We start from the raw sequence: 24,867 nt of genomic DNA on the forward strand, positions 1-24,867 counted from the left end.
CGATCCCCGTCCGCCCGAACTTCTACAGAATCCTCACCGCAAGCCATGAAGACCGAATCCGCCGCCGCCAACCCGCCCTCCACCCAAACCCGGCCGCGCGGCGGGCTGGCGCGCAAGGCCGCCGCCGGCGCTGCGGCCATCCTGGCCGTAGCGATGCTGGCAGGCGCCTACTCGGCGTACGCCGACGGCCGCTGGGTATCGACCGAAGACGCCTACGTAGAAGGCAATGTGGTGCAAGTGACTCCGCAGGTCGGCGGCGTGGTGACGGCGATCCGCGCCGACAACACCGATGTGGTCGAGGCCGGCGCGCTGCTGGTGGAGATGAACGGCGTGGACGCGGTGCTGGCGCTGGACGCGGCCCGCGCGCAACTGGCGCGCACCGTGCGCCAGGTGCGCGGCCAGTTCGCGATGGCCGGCCAGGACGGCGCCAATGTGGAACTGCGCAAGGTCGACCTGGCGCGCGCCCAGGAAGATGTGGCGCGCCGTTCGGCGCTGGCGAAGATCGGCGCCATCCCCGGCGAGGAGCTGGTCCACGCGCAGCAGGCGGTGCGCACCGCGCGCGCCGCGCTGAACGCCGCCAGCGAGCAGCTCAAGCGCAACCATGCGCTGATCGACGGCACCACGGTCGAATCCCATCCGGATGTGCAGGCCGCCGCCGTGCAGCTGCGCAACGCCAGCGTGGCGCTGGCCCGCACGCGGGTCCCGGCGCCCGTGGGCGGCGTCGTCACGAAGCGCAGCGTGCAGGTCGGGCAGCGCGTGGCGGCGGGCGCGCCGCTGATGTCGGTGGTGCCGCTGGATCATCTGTGGGTCACGGCCAACCTGAAGGAATCGCAGCTGCGCAACGTGCGCATCGGCCAGCCCGTCCGGCTGACGACCGACCTGTACGGAAGCGGCGTGGTGTATCACGGCCGCGTGCTGGGCCAGGACGCCGGCACCGGCAGCGCTTTTTCGCTGCTGCCGGCGCAGAACGCCACCGGCAACTGGATCAAGGTGGTGCAGCGCGTGCCCGTTCGGATCGAACTCGACCCGGCGGAGGTGGCCGCCCAGCCGCTGCAGCTGGGCCTGTCGATGCGGGTGGAGGTGGACACCGAAGCGCGCGAAGGCAAGCGCCTGGTCGCGGCGGCAGGGCAGGCGCAGGCCTACACGACGGCGGTGTACGCCGACGAACTGGCCGAAGCCGACGTGCAGGTGCGCGCGATCATCGACGCGAATCTCTGACCCGGCCATGTCCCAGCCCAAGCCTCCGGTCGCGCTCCTGCTGGTCATCGGCGCGCTCACTTTCATCGACTTCCTGCAGAACGGCATGGCCACGTTCGGCGCCGCGCCCATCATGGGCGAGATCGGCGCCAGTCCCGAGGAATACACCACCATCGCGGTGATCTACGCCTGCGTGGCGGTGGTGATGATCGCCCTGCAGGGCTGGCTGGTGCATCGCCTGGGTTTGCGGCGCTACCTGCTGGCGTCGCTGGCCGCGGCGGGCGCCGGCGCGGCGGTGTGCGCCGTGTCGCACGATGCGGCGGGGTTCCTGCTGGGGCGGGTGGCAATGGCGATCGGATGTGCGGCGATGCTCACGTCGTCGCGGCTGACGGTCAACCTGATTCCGCCGGGCCCGGCGCGGTTCCATGGCATCAAGGCGCTGGCTACGGGGCTGTGCACGGGCACGGCGCTGGCGCCGTGGCTCGCGTCTGTTGCCGTGGACCATGACGGCTGGCCATTGATGTTCTGGCTGGTGGCGGTGTTGTCGCTGCTGGCCATGATACCGGTGGCGCGCTCGATGCCGGGGCGGGAGGGCGGGGCGACCGTCGCGGGGCAGGCGCGTCTTTTGCCGATCGCCGCGCTGGGGCTGGGCAGTTTCCTGCTGCTGCATGCCTTGCAGCGGTCTTATTACGACTTTTTCAGCGAGCGCTGGCTACTGCTGCTGTACGCCGTGGGCGGGCTGGCCGGTCTGGCCTGCTTCGTGCGGTCGGAAACGCGCAACGGCGCGCCGCTGCTGAATCTGGGCGGCATGAAAGAGGCGCGCTTCTTGAGCGGTCTGGCGCTCTTCATGCTGTGCTACCTGATGCTGGGCGCCAACGGCTATCTGGTGCCGGTGATGCTGCAGCGCGCGCTTGGACACAGCTGGTCCACGGCGGGCGAGTTCCTCGCGATGGGGCTGGGCGCCGGCGTGCTGACCTTTGCCGTGATGTCGCAGTTGCTGCCGCGCTGGCCGTCGCCGCGCAAGTTCTTCGTGGCCGGGTTCCTGGCGCTGGCTGCATTCGGCGTGCTGATGTCGCGCCTGACGCCGACCGCCAACCTGTGGACCGACGTCTTCCCCGCGCTGGCCTGCTATGGCGTGTTCATCATGATCATCATGCCGACGACCGCCATGCACACCTTCACGGGTCTGACCCGGGATCCGGCCGTCTTCGCGCACGCGCAGCAGGTCAAGAACATGCTGGCGCAGATCGGGCAGGCGCTGGGCATCATGGTGGCGACGGTGGGCCAGCAGTGGTTCGCGTCCCGGCATTACGACGCGCTGCAAAGCGGCGTCGCCACCGGCAACGCGCGCTTTGAGGCGGTGTTGAACCAATTGACCCAGTACTTCTCGACGGTGGCCGATCCGGCCCTGGCGCAGCAGATGGCCACGGCCCAGATCGCGCAGATGGTCACCCAGCAATCGGCGCTGCTGGCCAATCTGGATCACTTCCGCGTGCTGGCGGCGGTGGCGCTGGCCGGCGTCGTGGTCAGCCTGGCGCAGCGGGTCTTCCGCTAGGGAAGATCAATTGCCGGCCAGCTGGCCGATCACCTGCCGGGCCACGTCCGACAGCGACAGGCCGCCGTCCATTGCGGCGCGTTGCAGGCGCTCGTGCGCGGCTTGCTCGGTCAGCCCGTACTGGCTGATCAGCAGCAATTTGGCGCGGTCGATGCGCTTTTTCTCTTCCAGCGCGCCGCGCATGCTGCCCAGCGCATCGTCTGCGCGCTGCATGCGCAGCGCCTGCTCGCGCATCATGTCCAGGATAGACCGCTCCATCTCGCTGCCCACGCCGTCGGGGGGCGGCGCATCCAGCAGGCGGCTCTGCACGCTGAACACCATGCTTGGCGCGCGGCCGCTGGCGTGATCGGTGTAGCGGCTGAGCAGCAGCCGCCGGTCGTCCAGTTCCTGGCGGGTTTCGGCGATGCGCCGTTCGCATTGCTGCGCCAGCGCCTGGGCCAGCAGGCTTTCGACATCGCGCATGGCGTCCATGCGCGTGGTGCAGAGGTCAAACCACAACTCGGCCAGCGCGCTGTCCACGCGCTGGGCGCTGGCCGTGCGCTGCGCCATTTCGCGCATGCGCTGCACGGGCTGGCCATGTTGCTGGATGCGTTCCCAGCATTGCAGCGCTTCGCCGTCGGCGTATTGGGCGTAGATGTCGAAGCTGCGTTCCTGGTTGGCCGCCAGACCCAGCATGCGCGCCTTCTGGGCGTCGGTGAAAAAGCCGGCCGTAAACCCCATGACGCCGCAAGCGCGTTCCTGGCCGCTCAGTTCCTTGCCCTGCATGAAGTTCAGCAGGGCCACCAGGATGCGGGTGACGCCCGGATCCAGCGCAGAGTCCGCGGCTTCGAAGACCACGGCCAGCAGGCTGCCGATCAACTGGGTGTAGCGGGCGTCCGCGTCTTCCGCGGGCATGGACCGGTCTTGCACCTGGCGGCGCAGGCCGGGCAGCTCGTCCAGGCGGAACAGCGCGAAGGCGATGCAATTGAGCATGCGCGCCTTGCCGCTGGCGTGCGTGGTGTCGGCGGCCAGACCGTCCAGGAAGCGCCGCGCGTCCATTTCGACGGCGGACGCTTCGTCGCTCAGGTTGGCCAGCACGGGCAGCAGGCGTTCTTGCTGGCTGCACAGCGTCAGGTTGGAATAGCCGCGTTCCTTTTGCAGCGCATGCACCAGCGCGCTGACGCGCACCACCAGCCCGCAGGTGCTGGCCAAGGCCTCCAGGCCATGGAGTTCGCTGCGCCGGGCGGCAAGCAGAAAGCGCAACGGGGGCGGCATGTGGCGTTCGGCCATGGGACTTCCGGATTCAGGCGCTGCGGCGCAGTTCGGGTTCAGACAGGTGAGGCATGGGCGCGTCCGCAGCGCCGTACATCTGGCAGGCGGCGACGTCGCCGATGACCAGTACGGCCGGGCTGCGCAGCCCGAAGGCGGCCGCGTCGCACGCCATGGCGGCCAGCGTGGAGCGGCATTCGCGCTGATCGGACAGGGAGGCGCGTTCGATCATCGCCACGGGCGTGTCGGCGGCCATGCCGGCCGCCAGCAATTGGCTGCTCATGTCCTGCAATTTCGCCACTCCCATATAGACCACCAGCGTCGTGCGGCTGCGCGCCAGGCCCGCCCAGTCCGGCGTCGTGCCGTCCTGGGAATGGGCGGTGATCAGTGTAACGCCCTGGGCCATGCCGCGATGCGTCAAGGGGATGCCGCAGGACGTCGCGGCGGCGAGCCCGGCGGTGATGCCGTTGACGATTTCGCAGGCGACGCCATGGCTGCCCAGCCAAAGCGCTTCCTCGCCGCCGCGGCCGAAGATGCAGGGGTCGCCGCCTTTCAGGCGCGCCACCCGCAAGCCCTGGCGGGCGTAGCGCAGCATCAGGCGCTGGATGAATGCCTGCGGTGTCGAACGGCAGCCGCCGCGCTTTCCGACATACACAAGGCGCGCCTGCGGGCAGTAGTCCAGGACTTGGGGATTCACCAGGTCGTCGACCAGGACGACATCGGCCTGGCCCAGCGCCTTGACCGCTTTGAGCGTCAGCAGCTCGGGATCGCCGGGGCCTGCGCCAATCAGCCAGACGGTGGGTTTCATGTTTGGGCTCCGGGTGTCAGGGGGTGTTGATGAACAGGAGAAGGATGACGATGAACTGGATCAGGCACAGGCCTTTCCAGAAGGCCAGCGGATTGCGTTCGAGCAAAGGCAGGCGTTCGCTACCGCCGGCTGCGGCGCCGGGGTTGCGCAGCGCATGGGTGAACTCGGACAGCTCGGGCGTGCGCTCGCGCGGATCCGGATGCAGGGCGCGGCTTAGCGCGCTGTCGACCCATGCCGGGATCTCGCGGTCGCGGTCCAGCACGGACACGTAGGTCAGGCGCATCTGTGCGGCGCGGCTGCGGGCGCGGGCGGCGTCGGCGCCGTAGGGCAGGCGCCCGGACAGCATCTGGTAAAGGATCGCGGCCAGCGAATAGATGTCGGACCGGGTCGTGCCCGCCTCGCCCAGGAAGTACTCGGGCGCCGCGTACTGCGCGGTTCCCAGGACGGGGCCGGGTTCGTCGTCGGGCGCGCCCAGTTCCTGGATGCCGGCCGTGCGGGTGGAACCCAGGTCGATGATCTTGGCCGTGCCGTCCAGCGTGATCATGATGTTGTCCGGCCGCAGGTCCTGGTGCACGATCTCCAGGCGGTGAAAGGCCTGCAGGCCGCGCGCGACCTGTTCGATGATCGCAATGGCCGGTTCCAGCGCTGGCCGCGGATTGGCCGCCATCCATTGCGTCAGCGTGCGGCCTTCGATGTATTCGCTGACCGTGTAGAGCGTGCGGCGCTGGCGCGTGCGCGGCCAGGCGCGCACGACGTGGCGGCTGTCGATGCGGCGGGCCAGCCATTCCTCGGTCAGCAGCCGCTCCAGGTAGGCCGGATCGTGCCGCAGGTCCAGCGACGGGATCTTGATGACGACCGTATCACCGCTGGCGATGTCGTTCGCAAGATAGACATGGCTGCGGCTGCTGGCGCGCAATTCGTCCACGATGCGAAAGCCCTCGAATTCCTGCCCCACGTCCAGCAGGGGAGGACAGGGCAGGCTGCCGGAGTATTGGGCGATCTCGCCGGCCTGGCGCGCGGGCAGGGCGTCCACGCGCACGATCTGCATCGTCAGGTTGTCGTCGCTGCCGCGTTCCAGGGCAAGCCGCACCAGGGCGCGGGCGGCGGCGTCCAGGTTGTCGCCGTGGGCGGTGACGGCGTCGCGCAGGTCCTGGTCCGTGATGTGTTCGTACACGCCGTCGGTGGCCAGCAGAAACACGTCGCCGCGTTCCACGGACTGCGTGTGGTAGTCGATTTCCAGGTGCGGGGCCAGACCCATGGCGCGCCCCAGGTAGCTCTTGTCGTGGGCGACCCAGACGCGGTGGTCTTCGGTCAACTGTTCCACCGCGCCGTCGCGCAGGCGGTAGATGCGGGCGTCGCCGATGTGCAGGATGTGTGCGGTGGCGCCCTTGAGCACCATCACAGTCAGCGTGCACACATAGCCCCGGTCCTGGTCCTGGCCGTGGCGCTGGCGGCTTTGCGAATGCAGCCAGGCATTGGTTGCGCCCAGCACCTTCTGGGCCGACTTCTTCACCGACCACGTTTCCGGCGTGCAGTAATAGTCTTCCAGAAAGCTCGCCACCGCGGTTTCGCTGGCGATGTGGCTGACGTTGCTGCTGCTGATGCCGTCGGCCAGCGCGATTGCGATGCCCTTGGCGCCTAGCAGCGGCTCGCCCGGTACGCACATCCCATGGAAGTCCTGGTTGACGGGCTTGACACCGGCTTCGGTGTGCTGGCCCGCCGCCACCTTCAAAGAGGCGGCGGGAGCGCCGGGCGCGTAGCTGTCCATGCGAAGGGCGCGGGGATCAGTTGAAGCGGCGCTTGGGCGCGGTCTTCATGTGCGTGGTGTAAAGCGTCAGGCCGGTCAGCGATATGCCGCCGACCAGGTTGCCCAGCACCACCGGGATTTCGTTCCAGATCATGTAGTCCATGATCGAGAAATTGCCGCCCATGATCATCGCCGACGGGAACAGGAACATGTTGACGATGGAGTGCTCGAAGCCCATTGCGAAAAACAGCATGACCGGCATCCACATGGCGATGACCTTGCCGCTGACGGTCGTGGAGATCATGGCGCCGACCACGCCCAGCGACACCATCCAGTTGCACAGCACGCCGCGGATGAAGATCGTCAGCATGCCGCCCGCGCCGTATTCCTTGTAGCCCAGCGTGCGGTTTTCGCCGATGTGCGAGATGACCTGGCCGACCTTGTTGGGCGGCACCGAAAAGCCGTAGGTGAATACGATGGCCATCAGGACGGCCACGGTCAGCGCGCCCAGGAAGTTGCCCACGAATACCAGGCCCCAGTGCTTGAGGATGCCGCCGGCGGTGACGCCCGGACGCTTGTCGAACAGCGCCAGCGGCGTCAGGACGAAGACCCCGGTCAACAGGTCGAAGCCCATCAGATACAGGATGCAGAAACCCACCGGAAACAGCGCCGCGCCCAGGATGGGCGATTCGGTCTGCACCGTGACGGTTACCGCAAAGACTGCGGCGATCGCCAGGATGCCGCCGGCCATGAAGGCGCGGATCAGGACGTCGCGCGTCGCCATGTAAAGCTTGGATTCGCCTGCATCCACCATCTTGGTGACGAACTCGGAGGGAGCTAGGTAGGACATGATGTTTCCTGTTGCTTTAAAGAGGGATTGGTGATTGCGGCGGCGCCCGTCAGGCGATTTCCACCGCGTCGCCGTTAAAGCGCGCCTGCCAGGTGCGCAGGCGCTGGTCGGGGTATTGCACGCAGCTGCCGTCCGCCAGGCGGAAGTGCTGCTTGTAGAGCGGCGAAGCCACCACCAGGTCGCCGTTCAACTGGCCGACGATGCCGCGGCCGATGACGTTGGCGCCCGATTTCGGATCGCGGTTGGACACGGCGTACAGCGTGGGGCCGTCGGCGTCGGGCAGGTAGAACAGGGCCACCTGCGCGCCGTCGACCAGCGCGACCACGCCGGAATTCGCCACCAGGTCCTGTCGCAGGCAGGCGTGTAGCCACACGGGCTGTTGCAAGGGTTGGGCGGACATCAGGCGATCTCCTCGGCAATCGGGATGACGCGCGCGGCGGCGCGCGCCGGGGCCGGCCTGGGCTGGCCGCGTTCCTGCACAAACTGGATGTCGGGATCGCCGCCGCTTTCGTTGACGAAGGTGCGGAAGCGCTTGAGCTTTTCGGGATCGCTGATGGCGTTGGCCCATTCGCATTCGTACCGGTCCACCACCAGCTGCATCTGCGCTTCCAGCTCGGCGGCCAGGCCCAGGCTGTCGTCGATCACCACCTGCTTCAGGAATTCCAGGCCGCCTTCCAGGGACTCGCGCCACACCGAGGTGCGCTGCAGCTTGTCGGCCGTGCGGATGTAGAACATCAGCAGACGGTCGATGTAGCGGATGAGGGTGGCGTCGTCCAGATCGGTGGCGAACAGTTCGGCGTGGCGCGGGCGCATGCCGCCGTTGCCGCACACGTACAGGTTCCAGCCGTTTTCGGTGGCGATCACGCCGATGTCCTTGCTTTGCGCTTCGGCGCACTCGCGGGTGCAGCCGGACACGGCGAACTTCAGCTTGTGCGGCGCGCGCAGGCCCTTGTAGCGGTGCTCAATGTCCAGCGCCATCTTCACGCTGTCCTGCACGCCGTAGCGGCACCAGGTGCTGCCGACGCAGGATTTCACCGTGCGCGTGGACTTGCCGTAGGCGTGGCCCGTCTCGAAGCCCGCGGCAATCAGCTCCGACCAGATGGACGGCAGCTCGTGCAACTGTGCGCCGAACAGGTCGATACGCTGACCGCCCGTGACCTTGACGTACAGCTTGTACTTCTTGGCCACGGCGCCGATGGCGATCAGGCCGTCGGGCGTGACCTCGCCGGCCGGCATGCGCGGCACCACGGAATAGGTGCCGTTCTTCTGCATGTTGGCCATGAACGTGTCGTTGGTGTCCTGCAGCGGCACCAGATGCGGATCCTGGATGGGCCGGTTCCAGCACGACGCCAGGATGCTGCCCACGGCGGGCTTGCAGATCTCGCAGCCCACGTGGCCGCGGCCATGGCTGGCCAGCAGTTCCTCGAACGATTCGATGCCGCCCACGCGCACGATCGCGTAGAGCTCCTGGCGGGTGTAGGCGAAGTGCTCGCACAGGCTCTTGTCCACCGCGACGCCGCGGCTGGCCAGCTCATGTTCGACCACTTGCTTGAGCAGGCCGGCGCAGCCGCCGCAGCCGGACGCAGCCTTGGTGCAGGCCTTGACGCCTGCCAGGTCCGTACAGCCGCCGTCGATGGCGTCGCAGATGGCGCCCTTGTTCACGTTGTGGCACGAACAGATGGTGGCGGCAGCGGGCAGGGCGTCCACGCCCAGCAGCGGCGCGGCCTGGCCTTGCGGCAGGATCAGGCTGGACGGATCGGCCGGCGGCGCGATGCCGTTCTGCGCGTACTGCAGCAGAGTGTCGTAGTAGCTGTTGTCGCCCACGAGCACCGCGCCCAGCACGCGCTTGCCGTCGGCCGACACCACCAGCCGGCGGTAGCTGGAGCCGGCTTCGTCGATGAATCGGTAGCTGCGCGAACCCGGCGTGGCGCCGTGCGCGTCGCCGATCGAACCCACGTCCACGCCCAGCAGCTTGAGCTTGGTGGACATATCGGCGCCCGTGAAAGGCTGCTCGGGCGCGCCGCAAAGCTCGGCCGCCACGATGCGCGCCATCTGGTAGCCGGGCGCCACCAGGCCGAACACCGCGCCGTTCCAGGATGCGCATTCGCCGATGGCGTAGATTTGGTCGTCGCTGGTGCGGCAATGGTCGTCGATGGCGACGCCGCCGCGCTCGGCCAGCGCCAGCCCGGCCTTGCGCGCCAGGAACACCTGCGGGCGGATTCCGGCCGAAAACACGATCAGGTCGGTTTCCAGCGGCGCGCCCTCGGCAAAGCGCATGCGGTAACGGTACTGCGTGCCGGGCTTGATGTCCTGCGTGGCGCGCGACAGGTGCACGCCCACGCCCAGCGATTCGATACGCGCCTTCAGCGCCGCGCCGCCGGCCTCGTCCAGTTGCACCGGCATCAGGCGCGGCGCGAATTCCACCACGTGCGCTTCCAGGTTCAGCGACTTGAGCGCATTGGCCGCTTCCAGCCCCAGCAGGCCGCCGCCCACGACCACGCCGCGCCGCGCGCCGCGGGCCGCTTCGCGGATCAGGTCCAGGTCGTCGATGGTGCGATACACCAGGCGCGACGTGCCTTCGGCGCCCGCGATCGGCGGCACGAAGGGGTAAGAGCCGGTGGCCAGCACCAGCTTGTCGTAGGCCGTGCGGCCGCTGGCGGTAACCACCTCCTGCTGGCGGCGGTCGATGTCCAGCACCGGCTCGCCCAGGTGCAGGGTCACGCCTTCCTGTTCATAGAGCGAAGCCTCGCCCATCGCCATTGATTCGGCGTCGCGCCCGTTCAGGTATTCGGAAAGGTGGACGCGATCATAGGCGCGGCGGGTTTCCTCGCCGAAAACGTGGATGCGATAGCGCTCCAGGGCGCCGCGGGCGATCAATTGCTCGACGCAATGATGGCCCACCATGCCGTTGCCGATGACAACCAGCGTCTGCAAGGAATCGGATGTGGCCGCTGCATTCATGGGATTTCCCCAGGCTTGGAAATTCGGGTTTCAGAAGACAAACGGCGCCCTGGACCTTTCGGTCGGGGCGCCATTGCCGGTACTGCTCAAGTTGTCTTGCCGGGTTTGCACCCGCACATGGCTTATCAAGCAAAGTCCGTGCCAGGTTGCGGATGAGGCGGGCGACTCGCGCACTACGACGCAGTTTTCATTGGGAAGAAGGCATTGGCTCGGGAGAAATCAGCCAGGGCCCGGCGTTGGCATTGCTCCGGGCCCGTGCTTCAAACCGGTGCAACTCCCTGTGCGCGTTGCACCGGTTTGGCGCAGTGCACCATGGGTAAATGAACCGTCGCCAATAGTTGTTCTTAAATGAGAATAATTGTTATTATTGCGGGTTGGCCCCGTTCCCGATGCTGTTTCCCTATGTCTCGTTCATCCATGCCAAGAAAGGGATGGCTCGCCCACTACCGCGAGCTGTTCGGCATATGGCGGCGCAAGAACTTGCATGACGGCGAGGACGCCATCCAGGATGCCGTGGTCAAAATGCTGGAGAACGGGCTGGGCGGCGTCGATGACCCGCGAGCCTATCTGTCCCGCAGCACCGCCAACGGCTTGATCGACCGCCATCGACGTCGCACGCTGCTGGAGTTTCGCCCTTGGGACGATCTGGACGAAGACGAGCATCCGTCGGTGGAAGACGGACAGGCGTCGATCTTCACGGCGGAATTGCTTGACGCCCTGATGGTTGCCTTGCAGGAATTGCCGCTGGCATGCCAGAAGGTCTATATCCGTCATCGGATAGAGGGCTGGACGCATGCGGAGATCGCGCGGGACCTGGGGGTGTCGCGCAGCATGGTTGAAAAACACATGAACCGCGCTCTGCTGCATATTCACGAGAGGCTGCAAAAATACTCGCCGTACTGACTGCGGCGACAAGCGCCCTCGAACGTCTTGCTGGATGTGAGGGTGCGAAAATTCCCGTATTCCCCAATGCCGTGAACACTGTCGCTTGACTATGGCCCTTGACGATCCGAATACTCCTGACGACCTGCGCCGGCGCGCCGTTTATTGGCTGACCCGGATGCAGTCGGGAGACGCCACGCACGAAGAGGTCGATGCGTGCGCCGCCTGGCGCCGCGCGAACCCGGAGCATGATCGCGCCTACCGCAGCGTCGAGTTTTTCTGGACGGCCTCGGGCCATCTTCCGCAAAAGAAGCTGCGCGCCATTCTGGCCAGCGGCGAAGCGCCCGGGCTGGATTCGCGGGGGCTGACGCGGCGGCAATTCGGTTGGGGCGTGGCAGGGGCCTGTGCCGCTGTCGCGGCGGGGGCCATCTATCTGCCCGCAATGCTCGCCGCGCCGGCCCTGCATCAGGCGTCGATGGATACGGGAAAAGGCGCGAGCCGCGAATCGGTGCTGCCTGACGGATCCGTGCTGACCTTGAATGTGGGCACGCGGTTGGACGTCGCCCTGTACCAGGACCGGCGTGTGATCGAGCTGGCGGCGGGCGAAGTCTTCCTGAGCGTGGCGCCGGACCGTTCGCGGCCCTTTGTGGTGAAGGCTGGCGATGCCGTGGTCACTGTCACGGGCACCCGTTTCAACGTGCGGCGCGATGCATCCAGCGTGAAGGTGGCGGTTGAATCGGGTTCCGTGACGGTATCTTCGGGCAACTGGTGGAACACGGAACGGCGGGATCTGCGCGCGGGCCAGGCGGTCGAGGTCGGCGGCAGCGGGGTGCTCAGCGAGGGCGCGGTGAACATCCAGAACGTCACGGCATGGCGCCAAGGAAAGATCGTGCTGGACAACGCGCCGCTGCGCGACGCCGTTGCCGAAATGAACCGCTATCTTGCCCACCCGGCGATCCTGGACGCTGCGCACCTTGGCGACTATCGGGTCGCGGGCGTCTTCAGCATTGACGACCCCCAATCCATGTTGGGCGCGCTGCCGGCCATTGCTCCGGTCAAGCTCGAACGCCTGCCCGACGGGCGCACCCGCATTCTTGCGCGTTCGGCAAAGTAGGGCGTTTCGCCCCGGACTGCCTGCCCAGGGGATATGGCCGGCAGTTACAAAATAGTTATCGTTTTCATTGAGGTGATCACCCGGTCTGTCCGTCTACCCCTATGAGAAGGCAGTCCCGCATTGCGGGCATGCCTCGGGAGGACCTTGGCCAAGGGTTGCGGCGCACTGCGCCGATCATCATCTGATCTGGAAACGGAAGACCGTGAAAACCGAAGTACAACGCAAAGCGCGCGATTCGCGCGCACCTTTGGCCGTGGGCGCGCTAGCGATTTCAATCGCCCTGGGATTGGGCATTGCGCCGCCGCCCGCGCATGCGCAAGATGCCGCCGTGCATGTCTCCATTCCCGCGCAGCCGCTGGGCCAGGCGCTGCTGCAATTGGGAAGACTGACTTCCCTGCAGATTTTCTACGCACAGGATCTGGTGCAAGGCCTGCATGCTCCCGCCATCTCGGGAACCCTTACGCCGGAACAGGCGCTGCAGCAGTTGCTCCGGGGCAGCAATCTCGAGTATTCGCGCCAGGGCAATAACGTGACGCTTTCGCGGCCGGCAGGGGCGGGCGCGGCCGTGCTGGCGCCGGTGACCGTGGATGGGCGCTACGGCGCCACCACCGAAGGCACGGGCACGTACACCGTGCGCGAAACCGCCGCAGCAACGGGTCTGCGGCTTTCGCCGCGCGAAACGCCGCAGTCCGTCAGCGTTGTCACCCGGCAGCAGATCGAGGACCAGAACCTCACGACGCTGGGGGAATCCTTCAAGAGCGTGACGGGTATCGTGACTTCCACGTCCGACGTCGATCGCACCGACATCCATTCCCGAGGCTTTTTTGTCGACACTTATCAGTACGACGGAATTCCGGTGTCGACCAAGAACGACTTTTTCGGCACGTCCAATTTCGACCCGATCCTGTATGACCGGATCGAGGTCGTGCGGGGCGCGACGGGACTGATGACGGGCGCTGGCAATCCGGGGGCGTCGGTCAACCTGGTGCGCAAGCGCGCGTCCAGCAAAGTCTTCACGGGCGCGCTGGGGGTTGGCGTGGGTTCATGGGACCATCATCGCGCAACCGTCGACCTTTCCACCCCGCTCAATGAAAATGGTTCGGTCCGCGCGCGGGTGTCGGGCATGATGGAGGAGCGCGATTCCTACCTGGATCGCTATCACACACGCAACCGGGCAATGCTCTTCACGGCCGAGGCCGACCTGACCGCCAACACCACGGTCAGGATTGGATTCGAGCATCAGGCCAAGCGCCCGACCGAAGTCACCTGGGGCGGCCTGCCCATGCTGTATAGCGATGGTAGCCCCGCCGACTGGTCGCGTCATTTCAGCATTGGCGCCTACTGGACCAACTGGAACACCACCAGCGATACGGTCTACGCGGGAATTGACCACGAATTCGCCAATGGATGGACGCTCACGGCCAACGCGAGTCGTCTCGACAGCAAATACAACTCGAAGCTGCTTTACCTGCTGGGGCAGCCGGACCGTGTGACGGGGGAAGGGTTGGGCGCATTTGCCAACCGTTCGCGTCAGGAGTTCGACCAGAACAGCGGCTCGCTGCAGGCATCGGGACCGTTCGAGCTGTTTGGACGGCGGCACGAAGCGGTGATCGGGCTGGTCGGCAGCAGTTCCCGCCACCGGGCCGGCAATTATCCGCCGCTTGAAACGAGTCCCATCGGCAACATATTCGCGTGGGACGGCTCGTATCCGGAGCCGACCTGGGGCGAGTTCTACAGCCTGCCCACGGAAGTGACCCGGCAAACCGCGCTTTACGGCGCCGTGCGACTGTCCCTGAGCGATTCGCTCAAGCTCATCGTTGGCGGCCGGCAGACCCGCTGGAAGCGCGACAACGGCGCCGACAGCATGCGGCACAACGAATTCACGCCCTATGCCGGATTGGTCTACGACTTCAATGAGGTCTATTCGGGCTATGTCAGCTACACCGACATTTTTCAGCCGCAGTCGTATCGCGACGCCAACGGCGGATTCCTGGATCCGGTCGTGGGGAAGAGCTACGAAACCGGCGTGAAGGCCGACTACTTTGAAGGGCGGCTCACCACCGCGCTGTCGATTTTCCGGATTGAACAGGACAATGTGGCCGAACGCGATGGCGAGAATTTCGTTCCCGGCACATCCGAATTCGCCTATCGCGGCGCCAAGGGCCTGACGAGCGAGGGGTTTGAACTGCAGGCATCCGGTGAACTCACGCCAGGGTGGCAATTGTCGGCTGGCTTTTCGCGCGCGCTGGTGCGCAATCCCGACGGTAGCCGCTACACGCCGTACCGGCCGCAGAACCTGGCGCATCTCTTTACGACTTATGTGGTGCCGGGCACGTCAGGCAAGCTGACTGTCGGCGGCGGCGTCCAGTGGCGCAGCGCCGTTTATATTGATCAGACAACCTCGAGTGGCGTGAAAGCCAGAAGGGAGCAAGGGTCGGTGACAATCGCCAACCTGATGGCCACCTACCGCTTTACGCCCAATCTGTCGGCGCAGCTCAACGTCAACAATCTCTTCGACAAGAAGTACTTCAACCTGACTGGCGACGGGCAGGGATTCTACGGATCGCCGACCAAGGCGATGCTGACGGTTAAATACGCCTTCTAGCCCGCATCATCAGCCGAACGCCGCCTGCACCGCGGCGAACGCCGCGGCGACCAGCGGATCCTCGCGGCGCGAGGCCAGGGTGATGAAGGACAGCTCGGCCTGGATCGACAGCCCCTTCACCAGTTGCAGGCCGCTGGCCTGCGATTCACGCAATGCGATGGAGTCGCGGGCCAGCGACAGGCCCACGCCCGAGCGCACCAGGTCCAGCATGGAGGCCTCCTGGTCGACCTCGGCCACGGCGTGGGGCGCGATGCCCAGCGCGTCGAACTTCGCGGACAGCAGGCGGTGGTGCACGGAGTCGGGCGGCGTCCAGATCCACGGCAACGCCGCGATCTCGGCCCAGTCCCGGCCCGCCACCTGTGCGCTCCAGCCCTTGGGCGCCACCACGTAATAGGCGAACGACGCCAGCGGCCGCGCGTGCAGCCCCGGCGGATTGCCACTGGGCTCGTGCGGGCCCAGATAGAAGCCCACATCCAGCTCGCCCGAGCGCACCTGCCGGCCGACCGACCCGGACATGCCGTGGCGCAGGGTGGGGCGGATCTTGGGGTAATGCTCCACCAGGTACTGCAGCGTGGCGCCCAGCCGCAGGAATTCAGGGTCCAGGATGGTGCCGATGCGCAATTCGCCCTGCACCGTGTCGCGCAGGGCGCCGATGGCGCGCTGGAAATCGTCCAGCGCATCCAGCACCCGCAGCGCAGGCGGCAGAAGCGCCCGCCCGTCGGCATTGGGAGCCAGGCCCTGCGCCGTGCGCGAGAACAGGGTCAGGTCCAGCGACTCCTGGAAGTTCTTGAGCTGCAGGCTCAGCGCCGGTTGCGTCAGGTGCAGATGCTCGGCGGCGCGGGTAAGGTTGCCTTCACGAGCCACGGCGGCGAAGGTGCGGATGTGCTTCAGGTCCATGACGGAGTCCATCGGGAAAAGGACAAGGGCAAAAATGGGGCAGCATTATTAAAGATGCTTATGTTCCGCTTTTCAACATTTGATTGGACAGGCGCCCCGGCCTGCGCCACAGTCTCGCATGATGCCCGGCGCGCACATGACTCCGCAGCCGGGTCGGCTCACCCCGCCGACGCCCGCTACGGGCCCGGAACCAGATAAGAAGAGCTTATGGAGACATACGACTACATCATCGTGGGCGCGGGCTCGGCCGGCTGCGTGCTGGCCAACCGCCTGAGCCGCGATCCTGCCGTGCAGGTCCTGCTGCTGGAAGCCGGCGGGCGCGACAACTACCACTGGATCCACATTCCGGTCGGCTACCTGCACTGCATCGGCAACCCCCGCACGGATTGGATGTACCGCACGCAGGAAGAGCCTGGCCTGGGCGGAAGGTCGCTGATCTACCCGCGCGGCCGCGTGCTGGGCGGCTGTTCGTCGATCAACGGCATGATCTACATGCGCGGCCAGAAGCAGGACTACGAAGACTGGGCGGCGCTGTCCGGCGATCCGGCTTGGGGCTGGGACCAGGTCCTGCCCGTTTTCAAGCGCAGCGAGGACTACCACCGCGGCGCGGACGAATTCCACGGCGCGGGCGGCGAGTGGCGCGTGGAATCGCAGCGCCTGCGCTGGGACATCCTGGAATCCTTCGCCAGCGCGGCCGAACAGGAAGGGATCCCGCGCGTGCAGGACTTTAACCGCGGCGACAACTTCGGCTGCGGCTATTTCGAAGTCAACCAGCGGCGCGGCTGGCGCTGGAACACCTCCAAGGCGTTCCTGCGCCCGGTGCAAAAGCGCCGGAACCTGCACGTCATGACCGGCGTCCTGGCCGAGCAACTGGAATTCGACGGCACGCGCTGCGCCGGCGTGCGCGTGCACCAGGGCGGACGCACCACCACGCTGCGGGCCCGGCGCGAAGTCATCCTGGCGGCCGGCGCGGTGAACACGCCGCAACTGCTGGAGGTCTCCGGCATTGGCGAACCCGCGCGCCTGCGCGAAAGCGGCATCGCCCTGCGCCACGCCCTGCCGGGCGTGGGCGAGAACCTGCAGGACCACCTGCAACTGCGCGTCATTATCAAGGTCAACGGCGTGAAGACGTTGAACCGCATCGCATCGACCTTGCTGGGCAAGGCCGGCATCGGCCTGGAATACCTGGTCAACCGCAGCGGCCCCATGAGCATGGCGCCGTCGCAGCTAGGCGCCTTCGCCAAGTCGGATCCCGGCCAGGCGCGCGCCAACGTGGAATTCCACGTGCAGCCGCTGTCGCTGGGCGCCTTCGGCGAACCCCTGCATGGCTTCGACGCCTTTACCGCCAGCGTCTGCAACCTACGGCCCACGTCGCGCGGCAGCGTCCACGCGCAGGGGCCGGCGGGCCAGAAGGGCTTTGAGGCGCCCCTCATCCGCCCCAACTACCTCAGCACCGAAGAAGACCTGCGCGTGGCGGCGGATTCCATCCGCCTGGTCCGCCGCATCGCGGCCGCGCCGGCCCTGCAGGCCTACCGGCCGGATGAATGGCTGCCGGGCCCGGCCTTCCAGACCGAAGACGAACTGCGGCAGGCGGCCGGCAAGATCGGCACCACCATCTTCCATCCCGTGGGCACCTGCGCGATGGGCCGGGACGCCGACAGCGGGGCAGTGGTCGACGCGCGCCTGCGGGTACACGGCCTGAAGGGCCTGCGCATCGCCGACGCCTCCATCATGCCGCTGATCACCTCGGGCAACACCAATTCGCCCACCATCATGATCGCGGAGCGCGCTGCCGATATGATCCGGGAGGAGGCGGGTGCAATGGCGGGGTAGTGATCCCTCCACGCAAAGAAGCCGCCATTGAGGGCGGCTTCCTCGCATGGGCCCGCTGACTTTCAGCGCAGCGACCGATACGTCTGCTGGCGCTGCGGATGCGTCAGCATTACCTGCCAGAGCTGGCCCTCGCGCGACCGGAAGAACCCGGCGCAGCACATCAGGTAGTACTTCCACATCCGGTAGAACCGGGTGCCGTAGCGCGATTCCAGCGCGGGCCAGGCGTGGTCGAACCGGTCCCACCAGGCCATCAGCGTGCGGTCGTAGTCGGCGCCGAAGTTGTGCCAGTCTTCGATGATGAAGCGGCCTTCGACGGCCGTGGCGATCTCCCGCGCGGAGGGCAGCTTGCCGTTGGGGAACACATAGCGGTCGATCCACGGATCGGTGCTCTGGCTGGTGGAGGCGATGCCGATGGTGTGCAGCAGGAACACGCCCTCCGGGGCCATCAGCCGTTGCACATTGGTGAAGTACGTGTCGTAGTTCTTCGGTCCCACGTGTTCGAACATGCCCACCGAGACCACCTTATCGAAGCGGCCCTGCAGGTCGCGGTAGTCCTGCAGCAGCAGTTCAACCGGCAGGCCCTTCACGCGCTCTTGCGCCAAGGCAAGCTGTTCCTTGGACACCGTCACGCCCGTGACCTTGACGCCGTAGCGCTCGGCCGCGAACTTGGCCAGGCCACCCCAGCCGCAGCCGATGTCCAGCAGGGTCTCGCCTTCCTTCAATTGCAGCTTGCGGCAGATCATCTCCAGCTTTGCCTCTTGTGCCTCTTCCAGCGTCTGGGCGTGTTCCCAGTAGGCGCAGGAGTAGATCATCCGGCTGTCCAGCATGGCCTCGAACACGTCGTTGCCGGCGTCGTAGTGCTGCTCGCCGACTTCGAACGCCCGGTTCTTGGATTGCAGGTTGAACAGCTTGTGGCGCAGGTGCTCGGCGATCAGCTTGATACGCGCCACGCCCAGCGCCGCCGACCCCATGTCCGCGCGCAGCAGGCGGGTGAAAAGCTCGTCCAGTTGCTCGCAGTCCCACTCGCCGTCCATGTACGATTCGCCCAGGCCCAGCGACCAGCTGGCGAACACCCGTTCGTACATATGCTTGTCATGAACCTGAATGTCCCAGGGGCGCGTCCCATTGATCTGGACGTCTGCGCGCGCAAGCACGTCCTGCAGGACTTTAGGGGGTTCGGGGGGAGGGGAGGCGGTGACGCTGGATTGACCGGCAGGCTGCTCGGTCAGCGGAGAGACAGGACTGCTTTGCTGCATACGGACTCCATATCAATTTTGGGATGACTGATCTGGCAATGCCTTGATGCTTTTTACTGTGCGCCCTTCAGGGTGCGCAACTCCAATTTAATGATTGCATCGGCGTCATAGGCAATGGCAATGTCCGCGCGCCGGGCGCGCCTCCTATAAGATAGCGGCCACATGCGCCGCCGCGCGCCGATCCGTGGAGAGTATTGACAGTGGACGCCCGCCTGGAACCCCGTTTGGAATACGTCGCCTGCGCCAGTCCGGCTGGCTTGCACCGCATGGCCTATTGGGAATGGGGCGATCCCGCCAATGACCGGGTGCTGCTTTGCGTCCACGGCCTGACCCGCAGCGGGCGCGACTTCGATGCGCTGGCGCGGCGCCTGGCCGGCAGCTATCGCGTGGTGTGCCCCGACGTGGTCGGGCGCGGCCGCTCCGACTGGCTGGTCAATCCGGCGTTCTACACCGTTCCGCAGTACGTGTCCGACATGGTGACCCTGATTGCGCGGCTGCGCCCCGCCAGCCTGTCGTGGGTGGGCACGTCGATGGGCGGCCTGATCGGCATGGCGCTGTCCGGCGCCGCCGTGTTCGCCAAGGCCATGCTGGCCATGCGTCCGCATGCAGGCATGCTGCCGCCCGACCAGGCCATCCGCCTGGACAAGCTGGTGCTCAACGACGTGGGCCCGCGCCTGGAGAACGGCGCCTTGTCCCGCATCGGCCAGTATGTGGGCGAACCCGGCGAATTCGCCTCGTTCGAAGACGCCGTGAAGACCATGCGCGCCAATTCGGAAACCTTCGGGCCGCATACCGATGCGCAGTGGGCGGACTTGGCCAAGTACCTGTACCCCGAGCAGGGCGGCAAATGGGTCAAGCATTACGACCTGGCGATCGCCCAGGCGCTGGCCGCGCAGATGCCTGAAGAACTGGCCGCGGGCGAACAGATCCTGTGGCGTTCCTATGACGCCGTCGATTGCCCAATCCTGATCGTACGCGGCGCGCTGTCCGACCTGCTGACGCGCGCCACCGTCGACGAAATGCTCAAGCGCAATCCGCGCGCGCGGGCGCACGAAGTGCCCGGCGTGGGGCATGCGCCCACGCTCATCGCTGACGACCAGATCGACCCGGTGGCCAATTTCCTGCTGGCCTGAACGGCGGGCGGCAATGTGGGGACAGCACGGCGCTAGGCTTGGCGGCGGGCCTTCTCTACAATAGCCGGATGAAATCGCCCACCTTGAACATCGACCTGCATTGCCATTCCACCGTCTCGGACGGCGCTCTTGCGCCCCGGGACGTGGCGCAGCGGGCGTACGCCAATGGCGTGGATGTCTGGGCATTGACCGATCACGACGAAGTAGGCGGCCTGGCCGAAGCCTCCGCCGCAGCCCAGGAGCTGGGCATGCGCTTTGTCACCGGGGTCGAAATTTCCGTCACGTGGGCGGGCCTGACGGTGCATATCGTGGGCCTGCGGTTCGACCCCCAAAACGCCACCCTGATCGAGGGCCTGCGCAAGACCCGCTCCGGCCGTGCCGACCGCGCCAAGCGCATCGGCGAACGCCTGGCCGGCATGGGCATGCCCGGCGCCTACGAAGGCGCGCTGCCGTTCGCCGGCAACCCGGAACTGATCAGCCGCACGCACTTTGCGCGGTATCTGGTGGAAGCCGGATACTGCCCCGATGTCCAGACCGTCTTCAACAAGCACCTGGGCGACGACTGCCCTGGCCACGTGCCGATGCAATGGGCCACGCTGGCCGACGCCGTCGCCTGGATTCGCGGGGCGGGCGGGCAGGCCGTCATCGCGCATCCGGGCCGCTACAAGTACACGCCCCTGCAGTTTGCCGCGCTGTTCGACGAATTCCTGCAACTGGGCGGCGTGGGCATCGAGGTCAACACGGGCAGCCATACCGTGGAAGAAGCCCGCCAGTACGCCGACGTGGCGCGCCGCTACGGGTTCCTGGCCTCGCGCGGTTCCGACTTTCACAGCCCCAAGGAAAGCCGGATGGACCTGGGCAGCCTGCCGCCGCTGCCATCCGACTTGAAACCGGTCTGGCACGACTGGTTCTGACGCGGGCGGCAAGCGCCGCCCATCCTGCTAGATACCGACAGTGACCGCGCCCAAGCGGCGCAACCGCCATGAATAAAGCCTTTGTTAAAGAGTCCGACCACGAGGACGACGACGATCTGCCGCAAGCCCAGGCCCTGCCGGCCGGCACCAAGAATTACATGACGCCGGAAGGGTACGAGCGCCTGCGCACCGAACTGACGCAGCTGATGAACGTGGAACGACCGGCCGTCGTGCAGGTGGTGTCATGGGCCGCGTCCAACGGCGACCGCTCGGAAAACGGCGACTATCTCTATGGCAAGAAGCGCCTGCGCGAGATCGACCGGCGCATGCGCTTCCTGACCAAGCGGCTGGACATCGCCGAGGTCGTCGACCCCAAGGCCCAGCCCAACCGCGACCAGGCGTTCTTCGGCGCGACGGTCTACTACGTGGACAAGGCGGGCGAAGAGCACACCGTCACCATCGTCGGCGTGGACGAGGCCGAGCCCCTGGCCGGCAAGATCAGCTGGATCTCGCCGGTGGCGCGCGCCCTGATCAAGGCAAAGGAAGGCGACACGGTCGTGCTGCGCACGCCGGCGGGCATCGACGAGCTGGATATCCTGGAAGTCCGGTATCCGGAATAAAAATAACGGGCGCCGGCTTTTGGCCGGCGCCCGTGCGGTGGGCGGGATCTACGTCCCTGCCTCGGTTGGCGGCTTGCGCCGCCGGTTCCCCTGGGGCTTGCTGCGAATTTCTCGCGGGCTTACTTCTTGCGTTCGGCGATGGATTTTTCGGCCTTGTTGACCAGGTCTTCGCCGATCTGCTTCTTCCACTTTTCGTAGACGGGCTTGGTGGCCTTGACGAAGGCGTCGTGGTCCGCCTGCGACAGCGACGTCACGGTGACGCCGTGGCCGGCGATTTCCTTCAGCAGCGACGGATCCTCAGGCGTCACGCCCTTGCGCGCGATCACGATCTGCTGTTTGCCGGCGTCCAGCGCGGCCTGGCGCACGATGTCGCGGTCCTTCTCGGACCACGAGTTCCAGACTTCGCGGTTGACCACGAAGATCAGCGGATCGGCCACGTAGTTCCACAGCGTCAGGTACTTCTGGCCCACGGTGTAGAGCTTGGACCCCGTGTAGATCGACAGCGGGTTTTCCTGGCCGTCCACGGCGCCGCTGGCCAGCGCCGGCTGCGCGTCCGCCCAGCTCATCTGCGTGGGGTTGGCGCCCAGCGCGGTAAAGGTGTCGATGTACAGCGGCGAACCCACCACGCGCAGCTTCATGCCCTTCATGTCCTCGGGCTTCTTGATCTCGCGCTTGGAGTTGCTGACCTGGCGGTAGCCGTTCTCGCCCCAGGCCAGCGGCACTACGCCGGCCTTTTCAATGAGCGTGAACATCTCCTTGCCCACGTCGCCCTGCACCAGCGCGTCGATGGCTGCATAGTCGGGCATCAGGAAGGGCAGGGAGAACAGGTTGAGCTGCTTGACCTGCGGCGACCAGTTAATGGTGGAGCCCACGGCCATGTCGATCACGCCCTGGCGGATCGCGGTGAACTCCCGGGTCTGGTCGCCCTGGACCAGCGAGGTGCCGGGATAGACCTTGATGTTGATCCGGCCCTGCGTGCGCTCGCGCACCAGGTCGGACCAGATCACGGCGCCCTGACCCCACGGGAAGGTGGTGCCGACGACGATGGACAGCTTGTACTCGGGCTTGTAGTTCTGCGCGTGCGCGGGGGCCATGCCCACGACGGCGGCCGCGCTCAGCAAGGCGCCGATCAGGTTGCGGAATTTCATGTTGCGTCTCCTCTCTTTGCGAGTCTGTCTGTTGTTGTCATGAATACCCGGGTTGCCCCGTCCAGTCTGCTCAATAGCCCAGCTTGCGCGGCAGCCACAGCGCCAGTTCGGGAAACACCAGCACCGCGACCAGCACCAGGAACATCGCGCCCAGCAGCCACACCACCCAGCGCACCGTGGACTCCATGGGCACGCGCGCGATGCGGCACGAGACCATCAGATTCACGGCCAGGGGCGGGGTGAACTGCCCCAGCGCCACCTTCAGGGTCAGGATCACGCCGAACCACACCGGATCCCAGCCGTAGGCATTGGCGATCGGCATGAGCAGCGGCACGAAAATCAGGAAGATCGAGATGCCGTCCAGGAACATGCCCACGGTCATCAGCAGCAGGATCAGCAGCGCCAGCACGCCCCATTCGCCCAGTCCGGAATTGACGATGGCATGGGTGATCGGGTCGATCACGCTGAGCGTGGACAGGGCCCAGGCGAAGATGCCGGCCAGCGTCACCACCAGCATGATGACGGCGGACAGTTCGGCGGCCTCGCGCAGGATGGTGTACAGATCGCGGAATTTGATGGTGCGGTGGATGAAGCCGCCGACGAACAGGCCATAGAACACCGCGACGACGGCGGCCTCGGTGGGCGTGAACCAGCCCATCCGCATGCCGCCCAGGATCAGCACCGGCGCGGCCAGGCCCCAGGACGCCTCGCGCAGGCTCTGCCAGAACGGCGGGCGGGGCAGGTGGGCTTCCAGCGCGCCCATCTTGTATTTGCGCGACAGCCACACGGCCGGGATGATCAGGGCCAGGCCCGCCAGGATGCCGGGCACCATGCCCGCGGCAAACAGGGCGGGCACCGAGGCGCCGGGCACCAGCACGGAATAGATGATGAAGGCCACCGACGGCGGAATCAGGATGTCGGTGGCGGCGCCGGCGGCCACCACCGACGCCGAGAACGACCCCGGATAGCCCGCGCGCGACATCGCGGTGATCATCACCGCGCCCACCGCCGCGGCGCACGCGGGGCCCGACCCCGAGATGCCGCCCAGGAACATGGCTACCGCAATGGACACCAGCGGCAGCATGCCGGGGCCGCGGCCCACGATGGCGATGGCGAAGTCCACCAGCCGCTTGGCCACGCCGGACCGGTCAAAGATCGACCCGACCAGTACGAACATGGGAATCGCCAGCAGCGGGTACTTGGCCAGGCCGGCGTAGAAGTTCTGCGGCACGGTCAACAGGCCATACCAGGGCGTATCCAGGTTGGTCATCACGATCGCGACGGTGCCGCCGATGCCCAGCGCCACGCCGACCGGCACGCCGATCACCATTAAGACGATGAAGACGGTAAAGAGGATGGCGGCGATCATCGCTGCGTTTCCCCCTGCGGGCCGCGCGCAATGCGGCGCAGCGTGCCCAGGGTGCGCAGCGAAATGGCCGCGGCCATCACGGGCAGCCAGATCGAATACCACCAGGTGGGCACGCCGATGGCCGGCGAGGTTTCCTCGTACATGTATTCATCCAGCACCAGCTTTACCGACAGCACGGTCAGCAGCACGAAGAACGCCAGCACGCAGCCGTTGGCGATCAGCGCCATGATGCGCTGGCGGCGCGGGGATCCCGAATCGGCCAGGATCTCGATGCGGATGTGGTGGTTGCGCACGAAAGCCACGCTGCCGCCCGCCATGGTCAGCACGATCAGCAGGAAGACCGAGATCTCTTCCGTCCAGGCAAAAGACTGGTCGGTGAAGTAGCGCACCAGCACATTCAGGAAGGTAATGATGGCCAGGGTCGCCAGCAGGATCACGGCCAGCCAGTCCTCGATGGCCAGCGGCACCTTCACGGCGGGATCTGCTTCTGCGGGGATGATCGGTTCGACGGGCTCGGCGGGGGCTTCTTGGCGGGACATGTGCGGCAACGGCCAGCGCGCGGACGGGCGCTTTTCTCTTGTTGGTAGGGTCGCTGCATCCTACCGTCGCGCCGCGGGGGCGGGTGTTCGTGTTTTCCCGCGGTGCAGGGCGGCTGCAACATGGTGCGTTGCATCAAGACCCGGGCGGCGAATGGCCAACGGCGCGTACAAGGCGGAACGGACGCCGCGCT

20 protein-coding genes are annotated in these 24,867 nt (G+C 66.4%); 9 read left to right on the forward strand and 11 right to left on the reverse strand.

The window, feature by feature from the left end:
• Positions 1–45: 45 nt before the first annotated feature.
• Together KYC_RS04680 and KYC_RS04685 are read left to right on the forward strand one after the other, a co-directional pair.
• Positions 46–1,218, forward strand: coding sequence for an HlyD/EmrA/EmrK family protein (locus tag KYC_RS04680; RefSeq protein WP_008159346.1), 1,173 nt, complete (start codon positions 46–48; stop codon positions 1,216–1,218).
• Positions 1,219–1,225: 7 nt separating this feature from the next.
• Positions 1,226–2,752, forward strand: a complete 1,527-nt coding sequence (locus KYC_RS04685; protein WP_008159349.1) for an MFS transporter — start codon at positions 1,226–1,228, stop codon at positions 2,750–2,752.
• Positions 2,753–2,758: 6 nt separating this feature from the next.
• Here KYC_RS04685 and KYC_RS04690 read toward each other — a convergent pair whose 3' ends face one another.
• Genes KYC_RS04690 through nirB form a run of 6 tightly spaced genes read right to left on the reverse strand, consistent with a single transcriptional unit; the run spans position 2,759 to position 10,366 of the window.
• Positions 2,759–4,021 carry a nitrate- and nitrite sensing domain-containing protein gene (locus tag KYC_RS04690; protein WP_008159351.1) on the reverse strand — a complete coding sequence of 421 codons (1,263 nt, stop codon included), beginning with the start codon at positions 4,019–4,021 and terminating at the stop codon, positions 2,759–2,761.
• A gap of 13 nt (positions 4,022–4,034) precedes the next feature.
• On the reverse strand, positions 4,035–4,808 hold the full coding sequence (cobA, locus tag KYC_RS04695) for a uroporphyrinogen-III C-methyltransferase (RefSeq protein ID WP_008159353.1): 774 nt from the start codon (positions 4,806–4,808) through the stop codon (positions 4,035–4,037).
• Between the two features lie 16 nt (positions 4,809–4,824).
• Positions 4,825–6,576, reverse strand: coding sequence for a bifunctional protein-serine/threonine kinase/phosphatase (locus tag KYC_RS04700; RefSeq protein ID WP_008159355.1), 1,752 nt, complete (start codon positions 6,574–6,576; stop codon positions 4,825–4,827).
• 16 nt (positions 6,577–6,592) lie between these two features.
• Positions 6,593–7,405: a formate/nitrite transporter family protein gene (locus KYC_RS04705; RefSeq protein WP_008159357.1), complete on the reverse strand. Its 813-nt coding sequence runs from the start codon at positions 7,403–7,405 to the stop codon at positions 6,593–6,595.
• Positions 7,406–7,454: 49 nt separating this feature from the next.
• On the reverse strand, positions 7,455–7,805 hold the full coding sequence (nirD, locus tag KYC_RS04710; RefSeq protein WP_008159359.1) for a nitrite reductase small subunit NirD: 351 nt from the start codon (positions 7,803–7,805) through the stop codon (positions 7,455–7,457).
• Entirely contained in the window at positions 7,805–10,366 is a 2,562-nt protein-coding gene (nirB, locus tag KYC_RS04715; protein ID WP_008159361.1) for a nitrite reductase large subunit NirB, read from the reverse strand. The genes nirD and nirB overlap by 1 nt, the downstream gene beginning before the upstream one ends.
• Positions 10,367–10,768: 402 nt before the next feature.
• Between nirB and KYC_RS04720 the strand changes: the two genes are divergently transcribed.
• The 3 genes from KYC_RS04720 to KYC_RS04730 all read left to right on the forward strand — a co-directional run bounded on the left by KYC_RS04720 (position 10,769) and on the right by KYC_RS04730 (position 14,967).
• Positions 10,769–11,269 (forward strand): sigma-70 family RNA polymerase sigma factor, encoded by a 501-nt coding sequence (locus tag KYC_RS04720; protein WP_043517543.1) that lies wholly within the window; start codon positions 10,769–10,771, stop codon positions 11,267–11,269.
• 91 nt (positions 11,270–11,360) lie between these two features.
• Positions 11,361–12,362 carry a FecR family protein gene (locus KYC_RS04725; protein ID WP_008159365.1) on the forward strand — a complete coding sequence of 334 codons (1,002 nt, stop codon included), beginning with the start codon at positions 11,361–11,363 and terminating at the stop codon, positions 12,360–12,362.
• Positions 12,363–12,564: 202 nt separating this feature from the next.
• The gene (locus KYC_RS04730; RefSeq protein WP_008159367.1) at positions 12,565–14,967 is read left to right on the forward strand and encodes a TonB-dependent siderophore receptor; all 2,403 of its coding nucleotides are present in this window, start codon (positions 12,565–12,567) and stop codon (positions 14,965–14,967) included.
• Positions 14,968–14,976: 9 nt separating this feature from the next.
• Here KYC_RS04730 and KYC_RS04735 read toward each other — a convergent pair whose 3' ends face one another.
• Complete coding sequence (locus KYC_RS04735) at positions 14,977–15,864, reverse strand: LysR family transcriptional regulator (protein WP_008159370.1); 888 nt, start codon at positions 15,862–15,864, stop codon at positions 14,977–14,979.
• Positions 15,865–16,071: 207 nt separating this feature from the next.
• On the opposite strand from KYC_RS04735, the gene KYC_RS04740 reads away from it, so the two are divergent.
• A complete protein-coding gene (locus KYC_RS04740) occupies positions 16,072–17,697 on the forward strand; it encodes a GMC family oxidoreductase (protein WP_008159372.1) in 1,626 nt (541 codons plus the stop codon).
• A gap of 62 nt (positions 17,698–17,759) precedes the next feature.
• Here KYC_RS04740 and cfa read toward each other — a convergent pair whose 3' ends face one another.
• Positions 17,760–18,953, reverse strand: a complete 1,194-nt coding sequence (cfa, locus tag KYC_RS04745; RefSeq protein ID WP_100148255.1) for a cyclopropane fatty acyl phospholipid synthase — start codon at positions 18,951–18,953, stop codon at positions 17,760–17,762.
• 200 nt (positions 18,954–19,153) lie between these two features.
• Between cfa and KYC_RS04750 the strand changes: the two genes are divergently transcribed.
• The 3 genes from KYC_RS04750 to greB all read left to right on the forward strand — a co-directional run bounded on the left by KYC_RS04750 (position 19,154) and on the right by greB (position 21,620).
• The gene (locus tag KYC_RS04750; protein WP_008159378.1) at positions 19,154–20,086 is read left to right on the forward strand and encodes an alpha/beta fold hydrolase; all 933 of its coding nucleotides are present in this window, start codon (positions 19,154–19,156) and stop codon (positions 20,084–20,086) included.
• Positions 20,087–20,154: 68 nt separating this feature from the next.
• A complete protein-coding gene (locus tag KYC_RS04755) occupies positions 20,155–21,000 on the forward strand; it encodes a 3',5'-nucleoside bisphosphate phosphatase (protein ID WP_008159381.1) in 846 nt (281 codons plus the stop codon).
• A gap of 68 nt (positions 21,001–21,068) precedes the next feature.
• Positions 21,069–21,620: a transcription elongation factor GreB gene (gene greB / locus KYC_RS04760; protein ID WP_008159383.1), complete on the forward strand. Its 552-nt coding sequence runs from the start codon at positions 21,069–21,071 to the stop codon at positions 21,618–21,620.
• A 119-nt stretch (positions 21,621–21,739) separates the two neighbouring features.
• On the opposite strand, the gene KYC_RS04765 is transcribed toward greB, so the two are convergent.
• From KYC_RS04765 to KYC_RS04775, 3 genes are all read right to left on the reverse strand, one after another.
• Complete coding sequence (locus tag KYC_RS04765; protein WP_008159385.1) at positions 21,740–22,768, reverse strand: DctP family TRAP transporter solute-binding subunit; 1,029 nt, start codon at positions 22,766–22,768, stop codon at positions 21,740–21,742.
• A gap of 70 nt (positions 22,769–22,838) precedes the next feature.
• Entirely contained in the window at positions 22,839–24,137 is a 1,299-nt protein-coding gene (locus KYC_RS04770) for a TRAP transporter large permease (RefSeq protein ID WP_008159387.1), read from the reverse strand.
• Entirely contained in the window at positions 24,134–24,676 is a 543-nt protein-coding gene (locus KYC_RS04775) for a TRAP transporter small permease (protein ID WP_043517547.1), read from the reverse strand. The genes KYC_RS04770 and KYC_RS04775 overlap by 4 nt, the downstream gene beginning before the upstream one ends.
• Between the last annotated feature and the right edge of the window lie 191 nt (positions 24,677–24,867).

Origin of the sequence: Achromobacter arsenitoxydans SY8 (genome assembly GCF_000236785.1) — a bacterium.
Taxonomy (GTDB): domain Bacteria; phylum Pseudomonadota; class Gammaproteobacteria; order Burkholderiales; family Burkholderiaceae_B; genus Achromobacter; species Achromobacter arsenitoxydans.

What these genes read in the sequence shown, in the direction of transcription:
- KYC_RS04680 (WP_008159346.1), top strand. Translation starts at nt 46, where the DNA reads ATGAAGACCGAATCCGCCGCCGCCAACCCGCCCTCCACCCAAACCCGG.
- KYC_RS04685 (WP_008159349.1), top strand. Translation starts at nt 1,226, where the DNA reads ATGTCCCAGCCCAAGCCTCCGGTCGCGCTCCTGCTGGTCATCGGCGCG.
- KYC_RS04690 (WP_008159351.1), bottom strand. Translation starts at nt 4,021, where the DNA reads ATGGCCGAACGCCACATGCCGCCCCCGTTGCGCTTTCTGCTTGCCGCC.
- cobA (WP_008159353.1), bottom strand. Translation starts at nt 4,808, where the DNA reads ATGAAACCCACCGTCTGGCTGATTGGCGCAGGCCCCGGCGATCCCGAG.
- KYC_RS04700 (WP_008159355.1), bottom strand. Translation starts at nt 6,576, where the DNA reads ATGGACAGCTACGCGCCCGGCGCTCCCGCCGCCTCTTTGAAGGTGGCG.
- KYC_RS04705 (WP_008159357.1), bottom strand. Translation starts at nt 7,405, where the DNA reads ATGTCCTACCTAGCTCCCTCCGAGTTCGTCACCAAGATGGTGGATGCA.
- nirD (WP_008159359.1), bottom strand. Translation starts at nt 7,805, where the DNA reads ATGTCCGCCCAACCCTTGCAACAGCCCGTGTGGCTACACGCCTGCCTG.
- nirB (WP_008159361.1), bottom strand. Translation starts at nt 10,366, where the DNA reads ATGAATGCAGCGGCCACATCCGATTCCTTGCAGACGCTGGTTGTCATC.
- KYC_RS04720 (WP_043517543.1), top strand. Translation starts at nt 10,769, where the DNA reads ATGTCTCGTTCATCCATGCCAAGAAAGGGATGGCTCGCCCACTACCGC.
- KYC_RS04725 (WP_008159365.1), top strand. Translation starts at nt 11,361, where the DNA reads ATGGCCCTTGACGATCCGAATACTCCTGACGACCTGCGCCGGCGCGCC.
- KYC_RS04735 (WP_008159370.1), bottom strand. Translation starts at nt 15,864, where the DNA reads ATGGACCTGAAGCACATCCGCACCTTCGCCGCCGTGGCTCGTGAAGGC.
- KYC_RS04740 (WP_008159372.1), top strand. Translation starts at nt 16,072, where the DNA reads ATGGAGACATACGACTACATCATCGTGGGCGCGGGCTCGGCCGGCTGC.
- cfa (WP_100148255.1), bottom strand. Translation starts at nt 18,953, where the DNA reads ATGCAGCAAAGCAGTCCTGTCTCTCCGCTGACCGAGCAGCCTGCCGGT.
- KYC_RS04755 (WP_008159381.1), top strand. Translation starts at nt 20,155, where the DNA reads ATGAAATCGCCCACCTTGAACATCGACCTGCATTGCCATTCCACCGTC.
- greB (WP_008159383.1), top strand. Translation starts at nt 21,069, where the DNA reads ATGAATAAAGCCTTTGTTAAAGAGTCCGACCACGAGGACGACGACGAT.
- KYC_RS04765 (WP_008159385.1), bottom strand. Translation starts at nt 22,768, where the DNA reads ATGAAATTCCGCAACCTGATCGGCGCCTTGCTGAGCGCGGCCGCCGTC.
- KYC_RS04770 (WP_008159387.1), bottom strand. Translation starts at nt 24,137, where the DNA reads ATGATCGCCGCCATCCTCTTTACCGTCTTCATCGTCTTAATGGTGATC.
- KYC_RS04775 (WP_043517547.1), bottom strand. Translation starts at nt 24,676, where the DNA reads ATGTCCCGCCAAGAAGCCCCCGCCGAGCCCGTCGAACCGATCATCCCC.